Annotated in this window: 15 protein-coding genes; 8 read left to right on the top strand and 7 right to left on the bottom strand. The window is 69.5% G+C overall.

Going from position 1 to position 16,557, the window contains the following annotated elements; all coding sequences use genetic code 11:
* Complete coding sequence (locus tag AB0D18_RS00145) at positions 1–771, bottom strand: alpha-ketoglutarate-dependent dioxygenase AlkB (protein ID WP_362410219.1); 771 nt, start codon at positions 769–771, stop codon at positions 1–3.
* Positions 755–1,984, bottom strand: coding sequence for a hypothetical protein (locus tag AB0D18_RS00140; protein ID WP_362410216.1), 1,230 nt, complete (start codon positions 1,982–1,984; stop codon positions 755–757). Before AB0D18_RS00140 ends, AB0D18_RS00145 begins: the two co-directional genes overlap by 17 nt.
* Positions 1,985–2,279: 295 nt before the next feature.
* On the opposite strand from AB0D18_RS00140, the gene AB0D18_RS00135 reads away from it, so the two are divergent.
* Positions 2,280–2,573 carry a hypothetical protein gene (locus AB0D18_RS00135; protein WP_362410213.1) on the top strand — a complete coding sequence of 98 codons (294 nt, stop codon included), beginning with the start codon at positions 2,280–2,282 and terminating at the stop codon, positions 2,571–2,573.
* Positions 2,574–2,630: 57 nt separating this feature from the next.
* Here the strand turns inward: AB0D18_RS00135 and AB0D18_RS00130 are convergent, their stop codons facing one another.
* The gene (locus tag AB0D18_RS00130; RefSeq protein WP_362410210.1) at positions 2,631–3,377 is read right to left on the bottom strand and encodes a hypothetical protein; all 747 of its coding nucleotides are present in this window, start codon (positions 3,375–3,377) and stop codon (positions 2,631–2,633) included.
* A gap of 160 nt (positions 3,378–3,537) precedes the next feature.
* Here AB0D18_RS00130 and AB0D18_RS00125 point away from each other — a divergent pair, with 160 nt between their 5' ends.
* From AB0D18_RS00125 to AB0D18_RS00115, 3 genes are all read left to right on the top strand, one after another.
* Positions 3,538–5,724, top strand: coding sequence for an acyl-CoA dehydrogenase family protein (locus AB0D18_RS00125; protein ID WP_362410207.1), 2,187 nt, complete (start codon positions 3,538–3,540; stop codon positions 5,722–5,724).
* 1 nt (position 5,725) lies between these two features.
* Positions 5,726–6,922, top strand: a complete 1,197-nt coding sequence (locus tag AB0D18_RS00120) for a lipid-transfer protein (RefSeq protein WP_362410204.1) — start codon at positions 5,726–5,728, stop codon at positions 6,920–6,922.
* 71 nt (positions 6,923–6,993) lie between these two features.
* The gene (locus tag AB0D18_RS00115) at positions 6,994–8,547 is read left to right on the top strand and encodes an MFS transporter (RefSeq protein ID WP_362410201.1); all 1,554 of its coding nucleotides are present in this window, start codon (positions 6,994–6,996) and stop codon (positions 8,545–8,547) included.
* A gap of 21 nt (positions 8,548–8,568) precedes the next feature.
* Here AB0D18_RS00115 and AB0D18_RS00110 read toward each other — a convergent pair whose 3' ends face one another.
* On the bottom strand, positions 8,569–9,210 hold the full coding sequence (locus AB0D18_RS00110; protein ID WP_362410198.1) for a response regulator transcription factor: 642 nt from the start codon (positions 9,208–9,210) through the stop codon (positions 8,569–8,571).
* A gap of 162 nt (positions 9,211–9,372) precedes the next feature.
* On the opposite strand from AB0D18_RS00110, the gene AB0D18_RS00105 reads away from it, so the two are divergent.
* Entirely contained in the window at positions 9,373–9,975 is a 603-nt protein-coding gene (locus AB0D18_RS00105; protein WP_362410196.1) for a cupin domain-containing protein, read from the top strand.
* Positions 9,976–9,981: 6 nt separating this feature from the next.
* Here the strand turns inward: AB0D18_RS00105 and AB0D18_RS00100 are convergent, their stop codons facing one another.
* Genes AB0D18_RS00100 through AB0D18_RS00090 form a run of 3 tightly spaced genes read right to left on the bottom strand, consistent with a single transcriptional unit; the run spans position 9,982 to position 13,007 of the window.
* The gene (locus AB0D18_RS00100; protein ID WP_362410193.1) at positions 9,982–11,235 is read right to left on the bottom strand and encodes a histidine kinase; all 1,254 of its coding nucleotides are present in this window, start codon (positions 11,233–11,235) and stop codon (positions 9,982–9,984) included.
* A gap of 51 nt (positions 11,236–11,286) precedes the next feature.
* The gene (locus tag AB0D18_RS00095) at positions 11,287–12,015 is read right to left on the bottom strand and encodes an ABC transporter permease (protein ID WP_362410190.1); all 729 of its coding nucleotides are present in this window, start codon (positions 12,013–12,015) and stop codon (positions 11,287–11,289) included.
* Entirely contained in the window at positions 12,015–13,007 is a 993-nt protein-coding gene (locus AB0D18_RS00090) for an ABC transporter ATP-binding protein (RefSeq protein WP_362410187.1), read from the bottom strand. Before AB0D18_RS00090 ends, AB0D18_RS00095 begins: the two co-directional genes overlap by 1 nt.
* A 304-nt stretch (positions 13,008–13,311) precedes the next feature.
* Between AB0D18_RS00090 and AB0D18_RS00085 the strand changes: the two genes are divergently transcribed.
* Genes AB0D18_RS00085 through AB0D18_RS00075 form a run of 3 tightly spaced genes read left to right on the top strand, consistent with a single transcriptional unit; the run spans position 13,312 to position 16,265 of the window.
* Positions 13,312–14,166 carry a MaoC/PaaZ C-terminal domain-containing protein gene (locus AB0D18_RS00085; RefSeq protein ID WP_362410184.1) on the top strand — a complete coding sequence of 285 codons (855 nt, stop codon included), beginning with the start codon at positions 13,312–13,314 and terminating at the stop codon, positions 14,164–14,166.
* A 33-nt stretch (positions 14,167–14,199) separates the two neighbouring features.
* Positions 14,200–15,276: a Zn-dependent alcohol dehydrogenase gene (locus AB0D18_RS00080; RefSeq protein WP_362410181.1), complete on the top strand. Its 1,077-nt coding sequence runs from the start codon at positions 14,200–14,202 to the stop codon at positions 15,274–15,276.
* Between the two features lie 44 nt (positions 15,277–15,320).
* The gene (locus AB0D18_RS00075) at positions 15,321–16,265 is read left to right on the top strand and encodes a 3-oxoacyl-ACP reductase (protein WP_362410178.1); all 945 of its coding nucleotides are present in this window, start codon (positions 15,321–15,323) and stop codon (positions 16,263–16,265) included.
* The last annotated feature ends 292 nt before the right edge of the window (positions 16,266–16,557 follow it).

The following is a 16,557-nucleotide window of genomic DNA, read 5'->3' as shown; positions in this document are numbered from 1 at the left end:
TCAGACGGGCGGCACCAGATCGCTTTCGCTGAGGGTGTACGTCAGCAGGGGGTAGCTGAAGTCCGTCTCCTTGTTCTCGCGACGTCGTAGTTGGTAGAACTCGCGCCGCTGCTCCTCGTCGGCCGGCATGAGGCGCGCACCCTGCGGGAGGTAGGCCTGCCCGTCGCGAAACCGGACGACGGTCTTTGACGTGCGGAAGGTGACGCCCAGCCATTGGTTGTCGGCCGCCGGGACGGGCTTGTCCAACATAATCTTGTGCTTGAGTCGCCGGTTCGAGTCGACAGAGAACACGACGACGCTGTGGTGGGCGAGAGGGATCTCGAACTTCTCGCCACCGGACTCCTTTGACTCGAAAATCAGCTTCCTGGGCGGGCCCGCTTCGGGATATTGGTAGCAGGAGAAGACAGCGATATACGAATCATCGGCCAGGTCGAGGGCTTGGTCGGAATGGCTGCCCATGGTGGTGTAAGCGTTCGTATAGCTCTCGATGAGAGCGTTGTTGAAGCCGACCGAAAGCGCCGCACATTCTTGAACCTGTTGCGCCAGCCGTTCGTGCACCGCCCGGAAACGCTGCGTCGGGCTGCTGTATTGGGTGGTAGTACGTACGAGAGGCACACCACCCGCCTCGTCGGTCCTGGCAAGCACAGCGCCGCGCCGGCCCTTTCCCACATCTTCCCCACGAGCCGAAGCGGACAGTTCCGCAAAGAGATTCGCCTCGGTTGCCAAGGTGTACGAGAGGATCTCGTCCGAGATCCTAGACGTGGGGGGCAACGTAGTCTCCCGTGTTCATGCTGAAGAGGAATTCGTCGCCGTAATCGATGAAGGACGAGGTCCTGTTCTCCTCGGCGTACAGCCTGCGCAGCTCGTTCATGCCGTCCGGTGTGGGTGGCCCCAGCTTCACCAAGTCTCCGGCCTTTTTGAGGAACGTGTGGCCGTCTCTGTGAACGGCTTCGGCGCTGGAACAGCGCACCACGTATCCCAGGCGGGTCGGGAGCAACTCGGCGTCCAGCGCCGAGGGCCGGACTTCGTGCGTATACAGGCGGTTGGTGGACAGCGGCATGAAGAACACGGAGCCGGGATAGAGGGTCACGGTGAAATGCGGGGGGAGCGCGACCCCGTCGTGTTCTTCAACCGGCCCCTTGAGACGGAAGCGTAGTGTGGTCAGCCCGCTGACACTCTTCACGCCATAGTCGAAGGCGTCTCCGGCCAGGGGCTGCAGCTTGTCGAGCCCGTCGTAGAAGGTGCAGAAAGCCATGACGCCATTGACGGGCATGTCCTTGGTCTTGTCGGCATGGGCCGAGATCTTCGCCTTGGACTGTTTGCGCTCGGCCGTGGCAAGGGTGTTGTGGTAAATCTGAGCGAGGACGTGATTGAGCGGCGCGTGATTCCGGAATACGGCGGCGGCCTCGCGGTTCAGATCCTCGACGATGTGTGTGTCGGTCGGGCGAAAGCTCTCGGTCGGCCCCGAGAGATTCGTGGAGCACCGGAGCAGACGGAAATGCAGTTGGTCACCGTCTTGTGTGACGGGCGTCAGATAGATTCCGCTGCGGTGGGCTGTTCCGGGCTTGGTGGACTCCGTCAGGGACTGGAACGTGTGCTCCGCACGGATCCGTCCGAAGTGATCGTCACCGAGTCCGAAAAAGCGGCGGTAGTACACGCCGGCGCCATGTACGCGGAGCGGAACCCGGCCGAGGCCGACGAGGGGCCAAGGTGTGTCGAGGTCCTCGTGGTAACCCTGCGACAGCTCTCGTACAACGAATACCCGTGCAGCCGCATTCAGTTGGCGGCCACTGATCCCGGAGATGTCGCCACAGAGATAGACGGTCTTCTGCGCGAGGTCGGGCGAACCGGAAGCAAGGTCCTCCGGCGTGATGACGGACCCGAAGAAGTCCCTCACCACGTCATCATCCTGCAACGCCGAAGGCGCGACCAAGATGTTGCTCGCCTCGTCGAGGCAGGCTTCTGTCAACTCTGTGGTGTACATCAGCCGGTACCTGCCCTTCGCAGATCTTGATGGACCACTCAAAAACCGTGGACACGGCAACGGCCCGCACCCTTTCGAGGAAACGGACCATTGAACACTGAGGCTCTCACGGGGCCCGACAGCGGGCAACGGGTTTCTGCTGTACGGGGGCGAGTTGAGCCGGTCGATCACCGTGGCCCCTGCTCCATGGAACGACTGGAGCTCGACGTCCGCCTGACCGACGGTGACGTACCCACCAGAGGACTTCATCGGAACTCTGTCTCCAAGGCCCCGGGGGCGCTCTACAGTGTGCGCCGTGGAGATACCCAACTGGTTCGTCTGGATCTTTCTCGGGCCGGCCGTCATGCAGGCCCTTGCTCTCGTTCCCGTCACTCGCCGGTTGCGCAGAGCTGACTCCGCAGCACGCTCCAAGGCGCGTCTCGACCTGCTGGAGACGGTCGCCACCCTGCTGTTCGTGGTGGGCCTGCTGCTGTGTCTCTCGGTAACGGAATCCTGGTTCTGGCTTACCTTCGTCGGCTTCGCGCTCATGGGCGCCGTCTACGTCACGAAGGGCGTCCACCGGCTACGCACCCGCCGCCCTACAGCCTGACAGGCCATGGGCCTGGGGCTGCCAACCTGCTTGCCAGTAAACGCAGTTACGCATCACTTAGCCGGCGCTGACTCGGTCGGCGACGGAGAAGTCGGTTTCGCAGTCCGGGCAGGTCGCGTTCCCGAAGACGTAGGTCAGCACGTGGGCGACCTCGCGCATGCCGTCGGTGAGTGCGATGTCGTGGAGACGCAAGCCGATGCCTTCGAGGTTTGCGGGGCTCGCCGCGCGGAGCGGCCGGGTTTCGACGGTGTCGTCCGACAGGGCGTAGTCCTCGCTGGTGCAGAAGAACCCGCTTTCACCAAGGACGATGAACAGGTTGGTTTCGCATCCGGGGCAGGAGACTTCGTACTCCTCGTTCCCGAGTCCCCAAGCCAGATCCTCGCTCCATCCCGCGACGCCCTCGAAGCCGAGCATGGATTCCAAGAGGTGGATGTACTCGGTGCGGTCGGTTGCGGTGCGGAGATGGCGGTTCACCGATGCCAGCAGGGTCGCGATGTCCGCCGAGTGCTCCGTGCGGACATCGCCTGCTCCATGCGGCTGCTCGGAGCCCGCCATGATGGCGCCCGCCAGGGCCAGCGCGTTCACGGCTTGTCCCCGGTCTTCGTTCTCGGCCATGTCGGCCAGCCAGGGCAGAGCTGCGAAGCTGGCCGAGTAGACGCTGCCTTGATGGCAGAGCGCAGACCACAGGTCGTTCCAGAGCCCTGACTCGGGCCGTGACTCGGGCCCGGACGCGATGCGCGCCAGCAGGGTGGGGATGTCTTCGGCGGAGCCGTAGGCGTGGCTGAGGTGCGGCCAATCTGTCATGCCGGGAATCCCATCATGGCCGTGGCTGCCAGAAATGAAGAGTGAGGCTGCAATACGAAGAGATTAGCGTCGCAGGACAGCGGGGTCTCGTCGTGCCCGGAGCATCCGACCCCGCATCTGACCTTCCGTCAGAATGGAACGTGTTCTACTCTGCCCGACCATGGGCATCGGAATCACGCGTGAGCACCGCGAGTTGGCCGAAGCGGTGCGGGGTTGGGTGGGGCGGGTGGCGTCGTCGCAGGAGGTGCGGAAGATCCTCGACGGGGAGGTGGGGGGAGAGGAGCGGCCGGGGTACTGGGACGGGGCCGCCGTCATGGGGCTTCTCGACGTGCATCTGCCGGGGGGAGGCGGTGGGACGCTCCTCGACCTCGCCGTTGTGCTGGAGGAGACGGGGCGGGGTGCGCTTCCGGGGCCCTTCCTGCCGAGTGTGCTCGCCGTCGACCTGTTGCGCAGGGGCGGGCTTCCCGAGCTGGCTGCCGGGTATCCCGTCGCCGCCGTTGCCACCGGTCCCGGCACCCTCACCGCCGTCGCGGTCGAGGACGGGTATCTCCTCGACGGGGTCGCGCCTCCCGTCCTTGGCGCCGGCCTGGCCACCGACCTCGTCCTGCTTGCCGCCGAGGCCGCGCACGGGACGGTCTGGCTGGCCGTCGATGCTGGTGACCTGACGATACGGGTGCATGTGTCCGCCGATCCCACCCGGCCCACCGGTGAAGTGGGCGCTGCCCACACCTTCGTGCCGGGTGGGCGCGAGCTGGATCTGAGCAGTGCGCTCGTCGGGGATCTGGCGGCTGTTCTGTACGCGGCCGAGGCCTGTGGGACCGCCGGTTGGGCGCTCGACACCGCCACCTCGTACGCCAAGGTGCGGGAGCAGTTCGGGCGGCCCATCGGGCAGTTCCAGGCGGTCAAGCATCTCTGTGCCGACATGCTGGTACGGGTCGAGCAGGCGCGGGCGCTGGTGTGGGACGCGGCGGGAGCTGTCGATGAGGCACCGGATGTGCGGGGGTTGACTGCTGCGCTCGCCACCGGGGTTGCTCTCGATGCCGCCTTCTCCTGCGCCAAGGACTGCATTCAGATCCTCGGGGGGATCGGGTTCACCTGGGAGCACGATGCCCATTTCTATCTGCGGCGGGCGCTCGTGGCCCGGCAGCTGATGGGGGCCGGGGACGGCCATCGGCTGCGGGCCGTGCGGCTGGCCGCTGCGGGGGCGCGGCGGGAGCTGCGCATGGAGTTTCCGGCGGAGGTGGAGGCGGAGACCAATGAGTACCGTATCCGGGCGCGTGAGGTGATCGACGGTGCGCGGGGGCTCGATCCTGGTGCGGCCCGGCGGCTGCTGGCGCCGACCGGGTATGCCGCACCGCACCTTCCCGAGCCGTACGGGCTGGGGGCGGGGCCCGTGCAACAACTCGTGGTGCAGAGGGAGTTGAAGGACGCGGGGGTCGTTCTGAGCGGGCTGGGGATATCGACCTGGGTGGTGCCTTCCCTCATCGCCTACGGGACGGAGGAGCAGAAGAAGGCGTACGTACTGCGCACTCTGCGCGGGGAGTTGATGTGGTGTCAGCTCTTTTCGGAGCCGGAGGCCGGGTCGGACCTGGCCTCGCTCCGTACGCGCGCCGAGCGCACCCCCGACGGCCGTTGGCGGATCAACGGGCAGAAGGTGTGGACCTCGGCCGCCCAGTGGGCCGACTACGGGATTCTGCTCGCCCGGACCGATCCCGACGCACCCAGCAAGCACCAGGGGCTCGGCTATTTCGTCGTCGACATGAAGAACACGCCGGGGATCGACGTCCGGCCGTTGAAGGAGATCACCGGGGATTCGCTCTTCAACGAGGTGTATTTCGACGATGTGCTGCTGCCGGCCGATGCGCTGGTGGGGGAGGAGACCGGTGGGTGGAAGGTCGCCCGCAACACCCTCGGCAACGAGCGTGTGCACATGGCAGACCAAGTTGCCTTTGATACGGGGCTGGAGGCGCTGATCGCGCGGTGTGCCGATCTCGACGGGGCGACCCGGGCCCGCGTCGGCGCGCTCGCCGCCGAGGCGCATGCCCTCGCCTGTATCGGGCTGCGTACGACGCTTCAGCAGGTGGACGGGCTGGAAGCGGGCGCGGGGGCCAGCGTCAGGAAGCTCGTACAGACTCCGCATCAGCAGAAGATCGCCGAGTTGGGGCTCGAACTCCTCGGTGCGGAAGGGGCGTTGAGGGAGGGCGCCGGGGAGCGGGCCGTGCACGGGTTCCTAATGTCACGGTGTCTGACTATCGCCGGTGGCACCACCCAGGTACAGCTCAATGTCGTCGCCGAGCGCATCCTCGGCCTGCCGCGCGATCAGCAGATCAGCAAGGGGAGTGAGTGACATGAAGGCGTACATCGTCGGGGTCGGGATGACCAAGTTTGAGAAGCCCGAGTCACGGGACTGGCAGTACTGGGACATGGTGAAGGAGGCGGGCGGGGCGGCGCTGGCCGATGCCGGTGTCGAGTACGGGCAGGTTCAGCAGGTGCCCGTCGGGTACTGCTTTCAGGCTTCCACCGCAGGTCAGAGGGGTGTGTATGAGCTGGGGCTGAGCGGCGTACCCGTCTACAACGTCAACAACAACTGCGCCACCGGGGCCACCGCCCTGATGATGGCCCGGCAGTTCGTCGAGGGCGGCATCGCGGACTGCGTGCTCGCGCTCGGCTTCGAGAAGATGAAGCGGGGGTCGCTGGGCTCCGAAGGGGGCGGCGATTTCGCGACGTCCCCTGTCGCCCGTCACTACGGCGTCATGGCCGCGGCCCACGGCTTCGAGATGACCCCGCCCACCGCCCAGATCTTCGGCAACGCCGCCCGCGAGCACATGGAGCGGTACGGGACGACGGAGGCGCAGCTCGCGGCCGTGGGGGCGAAGAACCACCGGCACTCGGTGAACAACCCGTACGCCCAGTTCCAGGACCCGTACACGGTCGACGAAATCCTCGCGGCCAAGACCGTCCACCGGCCGCTCACCAAGCTCCAGTGCTCGCCGACCTCCGACGGGGCCGCTGCGGCGGTGGTCGTGTCGGAGCGGTTCGTCGTCCAGCACGGATTGTGGGGCAAGGCGGTGGAGATTGCCGGGCAGGCGATGACCACCGACACCGAGGAGTCCTTCGCCTCCGGGTCCTGCATCGACGTCGTCGGCAGGCCGATGTCGCGGGACGCCGCCCGGCAGGCGTACGAGATGTCCGGGCTCGGGATCGAGGACGTCGACGTGGTGGAGCTGCACGACTGCTTCTCGGTCAATGAGCTGTTGACGTACGAGGCGCTGGGCATGTGCCCCGACGGGGGGTCAGGCAAGCTCGTCGAGAGCGGCGGCACGACGTACGGGGGGCGCTGGGTGGTCAATCCGTCCGGCGGGCTGATCTCCAAGGGGCATCCGCTCGGCGCGACCGGTCTCGCCCAGGCCGCCGAGCTGACCTGGCAGCTTCGCGGACAGGCGGGGGCCCGGCAGGTGGCCGGCGCACGGGTGGGGCTCGCGCACAACATCGGGCTCGGCGGGGCGGCCGTGGTGACCCTCCTGCGGAAGAACCAGGAGTCCTAGGGCGTACGGACGAGGCCCGTGCGCCGAAACGCGGATGTACGGGCCACTTGGTACCTGCGACCATGACAGGTATGGCCCACCGTGTACCCGCCGAGCCCGTCGGCGCCCGAATACCCCCGAACCGTCCCCGTCGCAGTACGCCCGGGTCCCGTCCCACCCGTACCTGGCTGGTGATCCTCGCCGCCTGCGCCGGACAGTTCCTCGTCGTCCTCGACGTCTCCGTCGTGAACGTGGCCCTGCCGTCGATGCGCGCCGACCTCGGCATGACGGCCGGCGGGCTCCAGTGGGTGGTGAACCTCTACTCGATCGCCTTCGCCGGGTTCATGCTGCTGGGCGGGCGGGCCTCCGACATCTTCGGGCGGAAGCTGACGTTCCTGGTGGGGCTCGGGCTGTTCACGGCCGCTTCACTGGCGGGCGGGCTCGCGCAGGAGGGGTGGCAGCTGCTGGCCGCACGGGCCGCGCAGGGGCTTGGCGCCGCGGTACTCGCCCCGGCGACGCTCACCATCCTCACCTCCGCCGTGCCCGAGGGCGCGGCACGGGCGCGGGCGATAGGCACCTGGTCCGCCGTCGGCGCCGGTGGCGGTGCGGCGGGCGGCTTCGTCGGCGGGCTGCTCACCGAGACCCTGTCCTGGCGATGGGTGCTGCTGATCAACGTGCCGATCGGTGCGCTGGTCCTGGTCGGGGCGTACTTCTGGCTGACCGAGAGCCATGCGCGCGAGGGCCGCAGGCTCGACCTGCCGGGTGCCGTACTGGCCACGGCGGGGCTCGCCACCCTCGCGTACGGCATCGTGCAGACCGAGGCGGAGGGCTGGACGGCGGCCGAGACCCTGGTCCCGCTGGCCGGCGGGCTGCTGCTGATCGGGCTGTTCCTGCTGGTCGAAGCGCGGGCGAAGGCACCGCTGATGCCGCTGAAGCTGTTTGGGGTGCGGTCGGTTTCGGCGGCGAACGCGGCGATGTTCGTCAACGGGTCGGCCATGTTCTGCATGTGGTTCTTCATGACCCTGTACGCGCAGAACGTGCTCGGCTACACACCGCTGGGGGCCGGCCTCGCGCTCGTGCCCAGCTCGCTCGCCATCATCACCGGCTCCAAGCTGGCCCCGCGGCTGATGCCCCGCGTCGGCGCGCGCAACCTGGCCGCTCTGGGCACCCTGATCGCGGCCACCGGGTTCGGCTGGCAGTCCACGATGAGCGCCGGCGGTTCGTACGCGACCTCGATCCTCGGCCCCGGGATCCTGATGATGCTGGGGGCGGGTCTCGCGTCGACCCCGCTCGCCTCGCTGGCCACGTCCGGTGCGGCGCCGGGCGACGCGGGCCTCGTGTCCGGGCTGATCAACACCTCGCGGACCATGGGCGGGGCACTCGGCCTCGCCGTCCTGTCGACGGTCGCCGCGTCCCGTACGGGTGGCGGTACGAGCCCGGAGGCGCTGACCGCCGGGTACGCCCTGGCGTTCCGGACGGGGACCGGGGTGCTGCTGGTGGGCGTGGTGCTGACACTGCTGTGGCTGCCGCGGGGGCCGAAGGGGGGCGTCGGGGAGCCCGTCGCGGTCGATGTCACAGAGACCACAGAGGCTACGGAGGGCCTGGAAGCCACAGAGGGCACGGAGGCGGCGGCGAAGTCGGGTTGAGTGCGGGCCGGGGGCCGGGTCCTACAGCCAGCCCTGCTGCCGAGCCGAGCGGACCGCTTCCATCCGGTTGCGGGTGCCGGTCTTGCCGATTGCGGACGACAGGTAGTTCCGTACCGTCGACTCGGAGAGGTGCAGCTTCGCCGCGATGTCGGCGACCGTCGCACCGTCCACGGCCGCGTTGAGCGCATCGCGCTCGCGCGCCGTGAGCGGGCTCGGGCCCGAGCTGAGCGCCGCCGCCGCGAGCGCCGGATCGATGACGGTCTCCCCGGTCAGCACCCGGCGGATCGCCTGCGCCAGCTCCTCCACCGGACCGTCCTTCACCAGGAACCCGGCCGCGCCCGCCTCCATCGCCCGGCGCAGGTAGCCGGGCCTGCCGAAGGTGGTGAGGATCAGTACCCGGCAGTCCGGCACCTCCTCGCGCAGCAGGGCCGCGGCGTCCAGGCCGCTCATGCCGGGCATCTCGATGTCCAGGAGCGCGATGTCGGGACGGGAGTTCAGAGCCGCTCCCACGACCTTGTCGCCCGCGCCGACCTGCGCGACGACCTCGATGTCCTCCTCCAGGCCGAGCAGCAGCGCGAGGGCGCCCCGCATCATGCCCTGGTCCTCGGCGAGGAGCACGCGGATCGACTTGGCGGGACGGTGGTGCGCGGGGATCTCGTTCACGTGGGACAGCGTAGGGCGGACGGGCTTCGCCGGAGGCCCCGGAGTCGGCAAGGCCCGGAGTCGGCAAGGCTCCCGGAATCGGCAAGGCTCCCGGAACCGGCGAGATTCCCGGAAACGGCAACGAGGTTGCCGATTCCGGGACGGGCCTGTGCAATGGCAGGCATGGAGCACACACCCGAGATCGGCCGGGCGCTCGCCGACGTCGGCCCCCGCCTCCAGCGGCTGCGCACCGCGCGCGGGGTCACCCTGGCCGCACTGTCCGAGGTCACAGGAATCTCCACCAGCACGCTCTCCAGACTGGAGTCCGGACAGCGCCGGCCCAGTCTGGAATTGCTGCTGCCCCTCTCGCAGGCCCACCAGGTACCGCTGGACGACCTCGTCGGCGCCCCCGCGGTCGGCGACCCGCGCGTGCGGATCAAGCCGCGTCAGGTGTACGGGTCGACCGTGCTGCCGCTCACTCACGGGGCGGGCCCCCTCCAGGCGTACAAGATGATCCTCCCGGTGAGCCGCAGCACACCTGAGGCCCGCACCCACGAGGGGTACGAGTGGCTGTACGTCCTGACCGGGCGGATGCGGCTCGTGCTGGGGGACCGGGACATGGTGCTCGGGGCGGGGGAGGCCGCCGAGTTCGACACCCGGCTGCCGCACTGGTTCGGCAGCACGGGGGAGGGGGTGGTGGAGGTGCTCAGTCTCTTCGGCAGTCAGGGGGAGCGGATGCACGTACGGGCGAGGCCGCAGCCGCGGTCCCGGGAGGCGCGGGACTGAGGCGGGTCAGGCCGCGGCCGTCGACTCCCTTGCCGTGACCGGGAGTTGGGCCGTCACGACGAAACCGCCGTGCGGTCCGGGGCCCGACGTCAGGGAACCGCCCGCGGTCGCCAGCCGCTCGGTGAGGCCCTTGAGCCCGGTGCCGGTCCTGGTCGGGGCGGCAGCGGTGCCGTCCGCCGAGTCGGCCCCCGCTCCGTGCCCCGCTCCGTCCCCCGCACCCTCTCCCCGCCCGTCGTCCGTGATCTCCAGCCGGACCTGTTCCCGCGTGCCCTCGACCGCGATCGTGCAGCGCGTCGTCCCGCTGCCGTGCCGTACGACATTGGTGACGGCCTCCCGGACCACCCACCCCAGCAGGGCCTCCGTCTGCGGTTCGAGGGGCGGGCCCGACTGCCGTACGACCGGTTCGATGCCGGCGGCGGAGAGCGCCGAGCGGGCGCCGTCCAGCTCGGTGGTCAGGCTGCCCTCGCGGTAGCCGGTGACCGCCTCGCGGATCTCGGTGAGTGCCTGGCGGCCGACGGACTCGATGTCGGTGACCTGGGAGAGCGCGGCCTCCAGATTGCGCGGGGCGAGCCGCCGGGCCGCCTCCGACTTCACGACGATGACGGACAGGGTGTGGCCCAGCAGGTCGTGCAGGTCGCGGGAGAAGCGCAGCCGCTCCTTCTCCACCGCCGTGCGCGCCAACTCCTGGCGGGTTTCCCTCAGTTCCTGGACCGTCTCGGCGAGAGTGAGGATCGCGGAGGTCACCAGGCCCGAGATCAGGGTCCCGTACGCGACGTTGATCGCACCCCAGCCGTCCTTGACCCCGGCGATCACCCCGGCCGTGACGGCCAGCGCGAGCATCGCCCGGCCGACGTGCCTGCCCCGCAGGACGGAGCCGGTGGCCAGAGCGAGCAGCATCCAGAAGAGCAGCCACGGGCCGCCGTACCTGACCGACATGAATCCGGTGATCAGACCGAGGCCGACCAGTGCCACCCGGGTGCTCGTCGACTCCCGGGACCGCTTGTCGAAGGCGCGGAACACCACATAGATGTAGAGGGAGTTGAAGATGAAGAGGCTGATCCCGCCGATCCAGGGGTTGTCGGTCTTGCCCTGGAGGAGGTGGGAGAAGGCGCCCATCCCCATCAGCAGCCAGGGGAGCATCGCGAAGCCGTTGGGCGGGCCCAGACGGGCGGTGTCGATCTCGCCGGCCTTCTTGCGGGCCCGCCACTCGGCACGCCGGGGCTTCCAGTCGGTCTTCCAGCTCTTGTCGATCCGACGCATCGTGGCCTTCTCCTGTGGATCCGGGGCGGTTCGGGGCCGTTGCGCGGTTCGTCACGCCGTCCGTGCGGCCTTGCGGTACGACAGGACAGCGTACGAGCCGAAGACGACCAGCCAACCGGTCAGTACGGCGAGGGCGAGCAGTCCGGGTGCCTCGCCCGCGCCGATGGACGTACCGAGCTGGGAGATCGCCCGGGTCGGGGTGTACGTGGAGATCCCCTGGAGCCAGCCGGGGAAGAACTGGGTGGGGAACCACAGGCCGCCGAGGATCGAAAGCCCCAGGTTGCAGCCCACGTTCACCACGCCGGTGCTCTGGGCGGACAGCCGGTAGCCGTTGCCGATACCGAGCAGGGTGAAGGGCAGCGAGCCGAGCCACAGGAGCCCGGCGAGCAGCACCCACTGCCACGCCGCCAGGCTCACCCCGTTGACCAGGGCGCCCACCGCGAGCACGGTGAGGATCGCGGGCAGTACGACGACGGACGCGGTCAGCGCCCGGCCCACGACCACCTGCGCCGGGGTCATCGGTGTGATCCGCAACTGCCGCAGCCAGCCGAGCGCCTTGTCCTCGGCGACGCCCGTACCGGCGGAGAGTGCCGCGCCGAGCGCGCCGTACGCCGCCATGCCGACCATCGACGCGGTCTTCCAGGTGTCGTCGGCGCCGCCGCCGATGTTGGTGAAGATCAGGTACATGAGGACCGGCATGCCGATGCCGAAGACGACGAATCCCGTGTCGCGCAGGGTGCGCCGGGTCTCCAGGGCGACGTAGTCGAGTACGAGGGCCATCACACGGTCTCCTTGATGAGGGCTGCGTTGGTGCTGGTGCTGGTGGTGTCGGTGGTGCTGCTGCTGGTGGTGCCGGTGGGGTCGGTGAGCTGGAGGAAGGCGTCTTCCAGGGTGGCCTGGGTGACTTCGAGGCCGCGGACCGCGTTCAGAGCGGCCAGCGCGACGACGGTGGCGTCCGAGTCGTCCGTACGGAGCCGGGCCCGGTCGCCACGAATCTCGACCTCCGTCACGCCGGGGAGGAGGGACAGGCCCTCGGTGGGGCGGCCCGCCAGGTCGAAGGAGACCAGGTTGCCGCCCGCACGCCGTTTCAGTGCCTCGCTGCTGCCGTCGGCGACGATCCGGCCGCGGTCGACGACCAGGATCCGGTCGGCGTTCTCGTCGGCCTCGGCGAGGTAATGGGTGGAGAACAGCACGGTGTTGCCGCGGGCCGCGTACCTGCGCATCGAGTCCCACAGGGCGCGGCGGGCCTCGACGTCCAGGGCGGCGGTCGGTTCGTCGAGCACGATCAGTTCGGGGCTGCCGACGAGGGCGACGGCGAACCGGACCCGCTGGATCTGCCCGCCGGACAGCCGGTCCGCGCGGCGGTTCCCGAACTCCTTGATCCCGGCCAGGTCCAGGGCCTCGTCCACGGGCATGGGGGAGGGGTACGTCTTCGACACGAAGGTGACCATCTCGCGGACCGTCACCCGGGGAATCGGCCGCCCGTCCTGCAGCATCGCGCCGACCCGGCCCGCTCGGACGGCCTGCGCCGGGGTGGTGCCGAAGAGGCGGACGCTGCCGGAGTCGGGGTCGTCGAGGCCGAGGAGAAGACCAATGGTGGTGGACTTGCCGGCGCCGTTGCGGCCGAGGAGGGCGGTGGTGGTACCGGGGTCGAGGGCGAAGTCGACGCCGTCGACGGCGCGGACGGAGCCGTAGGACTTGGTGGCGGCGGCGAAGCGGACGGCGGGGGCGGGGGCGGGGGTTGCGGGCTGGTCTCCGGGTGTCTTCCTCATGGGGAAGACGCTACGGAGCAGGGGAGTTGGGGCGTAGAGCCGGTTGTACGCGGTCGGGCAGGACAAATGTCACGGGCGGCCCCGGCCGCGAGCATCTGACGGGCCGTCATGCATCTTCCCAAGCATCACGCGGTGCGTTATACATGGGGGCCATCGGACTGGAACGCGTTCTAGAAGTGCGCGGCGCACGTGCCAAGAGTGCGCGGCGGGGCGCGGCCCGGGCCGATCCCGTACGGCCCCGGCGTGTCCGACGGTGCGGACGGCCGCGCCGGGGTCTCAGGAAGTCACAAGGAGCCCTGCCCCCATGCCCATTGACGTTGCGAAGGCGCTCGCCGCCGAACCCCGGACCACCCCCCTCGCCTGGGACCACAAGGACGTCCAGCTCTACCACCTGGGGCTCGGCGCGGGCGTCCCGGCCACCGATCCGGCCGAGCTGCGCTACACCCTCGAAAGCCGGCTGCACGTGCTGCCCAGCTTCGCGACCGTCGCGGGCGCGGGCATGGCCATGGTGGGCGGGCTCTCCGCGCCGGGCATCGAGGTCGACCTCGCGTCCGTACTGCACGGCGGGCAGAGCGTCACCGTCCACCGGCCGATCCCCGTCCGCGGCGACGCCACCCAGACCTCCACCGTGCAGGCCGTGTACGACAAGGGGAAGGCCGCCGTCATCGTCCTGCGCGCGGAGGCCTTTGACGGGGACGGGCCGCTGTGGACGAGCGACTCCTCGATCTTCGTACGGGGCGAGGGCGGCTTCGGCGGGGAGCGCGGCCCTTCCGAGCGGCTCCAAGTCCCCGACCGCAAGCCGGAGTTCATGGTGGACCGGCCGATCCGTGAGGAGCAGGCGCTCCTCTACCGCCTCTCCGGCGACTGGAACCCGCTGCACGCCGACCCCGGGTTCGCGAAACTCGCGGGCTTCGACCGGCCGATCCTGCACGGGCTCTGCTCGTACGGCATGGCGCTCAAGGCCGTCGTGGACACGGTGCTCGACGGGGACGTGGCACGTGTGACCTCGTACCGCACCCGCTTCGCCGGGATCGTCTTCCCGGGCGAGACGCTCCGCATCGGGATGTGGACGGATGAAGGCCGAACCCAGTTGACGGTGACGGCAGTTGAGCGCGATGACGCGCCCGTCCTCGCCGACACCGTCGTCGCACACTCGTGAACCTTGTCAGCACAGCTTGAGGGGAGTCATGCCATGCGCGCAGCCGTACTGCACGAGATAGGCCAGGACAAGCTCGAAGTCCTCGACGACGTCGAAGCGGTGGGCTTCGGCCCCGGCAAGGTGAAGATCCGGGTCCGGGCCACCGGTCTCTGCCACTCGGACGTCTCCGCGATGAACGGCGTACTGCCGCAGCCCGCCCCCTTCATCCCCGGCCACGAGGGCGCGGGCGAGATCGTGGACGTGGGGGAGGGAGTGACCGCTCTGGCGGCCGGTGACCGGGTGCTGGTGTGCTGGCTGCCCGCGTGCGGCACGTGTCCGTCCTGCAAGCGCGGCCAGACACACCTGTGCCTCGCCGGGTTCATGAACGCCGGCACCCCCAACTTCAAGCGGCCCGGCGGCGACGTCTTCGGCTTCGCAGGGACCGGGACATTCACCGAGGAGGTCGTGGTGGGGGCCGGGTGCGCGGTGCCGATTCCGGACGACGTGCCGTTCGAGATCGCCGCACTGATCGGCTGCGGGGTGACGACGGGGCTCGGCGCCGCCATCAACACCGCCCGGGTGGAGGCAGGTTCGTCGGTCGCCGTCATCGGCTGCGGGGGCGTCGGAATCTCCGCGATCCAGGGGGCCCGGGTGCAGGGCGCCGCGCAGATCGTCGCCGTCGACCCGGTCGCCTCGCGCAGGGAGGCCGCGCTGCGGTTCGGTGCGACGGAGGCCGTCTCGCCCGACGAACTCGCCGACGCCAAGCAGCGGATCACGGGTGGGGAAGGTTTCGACTACGTCTTCGAGGTGGTCGGGAAGTCGGCCACGGCGCGCACCGCGTACGAGACGACCCGGCGCGGCGGCACCCTGTGCATCGTCGGCGCGGGCGCGATGGACGACTTCTTCCAGGTCAACATGTTCGAGCTGTTCTTCGACGAGAAGCGCATCCTGCCCTCGATGTACGGGGGCGGGGACGTGCTCCGTTCGTACGAACGGGCCATCGCGCTGTGGCGGGCGGGCCGCATCGACCTGGAGAGCATGATCACGCACCGGGTCCAACTGGCGGAGATCAACGAGGCGTTGGAGCAGATGCGTACGGGTGTGGCCCTGCGTACGTCCATCGCGCTCTGAACCGCTCACGGCCGAACTGTGCACATCGGAAAGGAAGTTGTGGGATGTCACTGCCTCTCGAAGGCCTGTCCGCGATCGTCACCGGTGCGGGGCGCGGCCTCGGCCGGGCCGAGGCGCTCGTACTCGCCGGCCTCGGCGCGAGCGTCGTCGTCAACGACTTCGGCCAGCCGGGCCGCGACGGCTCCGGCGCCGCGTCGGCCGGACCCGCCGAGGAGGTCGCGGCGGAGATCCGGGCAGCGGGCGGTACGGCCGTGGCCCACCGGGGCGATGTCGCCGACCGCGAACAGGCCGGAGAACTCGTCGCGTTGGCGATCTCCGCATTCGGGAAGCTGGACGTACTGGTCAACAACGCGGGCATCCTGCGCGACCGGATGATCTTCTCGATGAGCGAGGAGGAGTGGGACACGGTCATTCGGGTGCATCTGAAGGGCCACTTCAACACGACGCACTTCGCGGCCGTGCACTGGCGGGAACGGTCGAAGGCGGCGGGCGGGCCGGTGTACGGACGGATCGTCAACACGTCGTCGGAGGCGTTCCTGGCGGGCTCGGCGGGCCAGCCCAACTACGCGGCGGCGAAAGGCGGCATCGTCGGCCTGACGACGTCCACGGCGATGGCGCTCGGCAAGTACGGCGTGACGGCGAACGCGATCTGTCCGCGGGCCAGGACGCGGATGACGGAGGACGTCTTCGCGGGGTTCGCGGAGCCGTCGGGCCCGGGGGAGATGGACGCGCTGGCCCCCGAGCACGTGTCGCCGCTGGTCGGATATCTGGCGTCGCCGGCGGCGGGGCGGATCAATGGGCAACTGCTGGTGGTGCACGGGGGGATGGTGGCGGTGATGGAACGGCCGCGGGTGGCGGCGAAGTTCGACACCTCGAAGGAGGCGTTCTCGTACGAGGAACTGGATGACGTGCTGTCGGGGTATTTCGGGGGGCGGCCGGAGGGGGAGAGCTTTGGGGCGGCGGAGGTGCTGGGGCTGAAGCGGGGGTAAGGGGGGTGGGCATGGTGTGGGCCGGTGGGCGGTGCGGGTTGCCTGCGGCGCCAGCCCCTCCCCGCCCCTCCCCTTCCGGAAACTGCTGCCGCGGGGCTGGTGGGCGCTGGTGTCCGGGGCTGCGCCCCGTGCACGGACTGCGTCCGCGCGTCCTCACACGCCGGACGGGCTGAAGATGCACGCATCTTCAGCCCGTCCGGCCCCGCGTGGGGGGGGGGGCGGCCTAGCCCCTAGCCCCCGTGGCTCGCGGCTCCGGCCCTCCTGTGTCGTCCCTGTACCGGAACCGTCGGTT

This window comes from Streptomyces sp. NPDC048442 (genome assembly GCF_040651475.1).
GTDB lineage: Bacteria > Actinomycetota > Actinomycetes > Streptomycetales > Streptomycetaceae > Streptomyces.
This window is presented reverse-complemented; position numbering and strand designations above follow the sequence as displayed.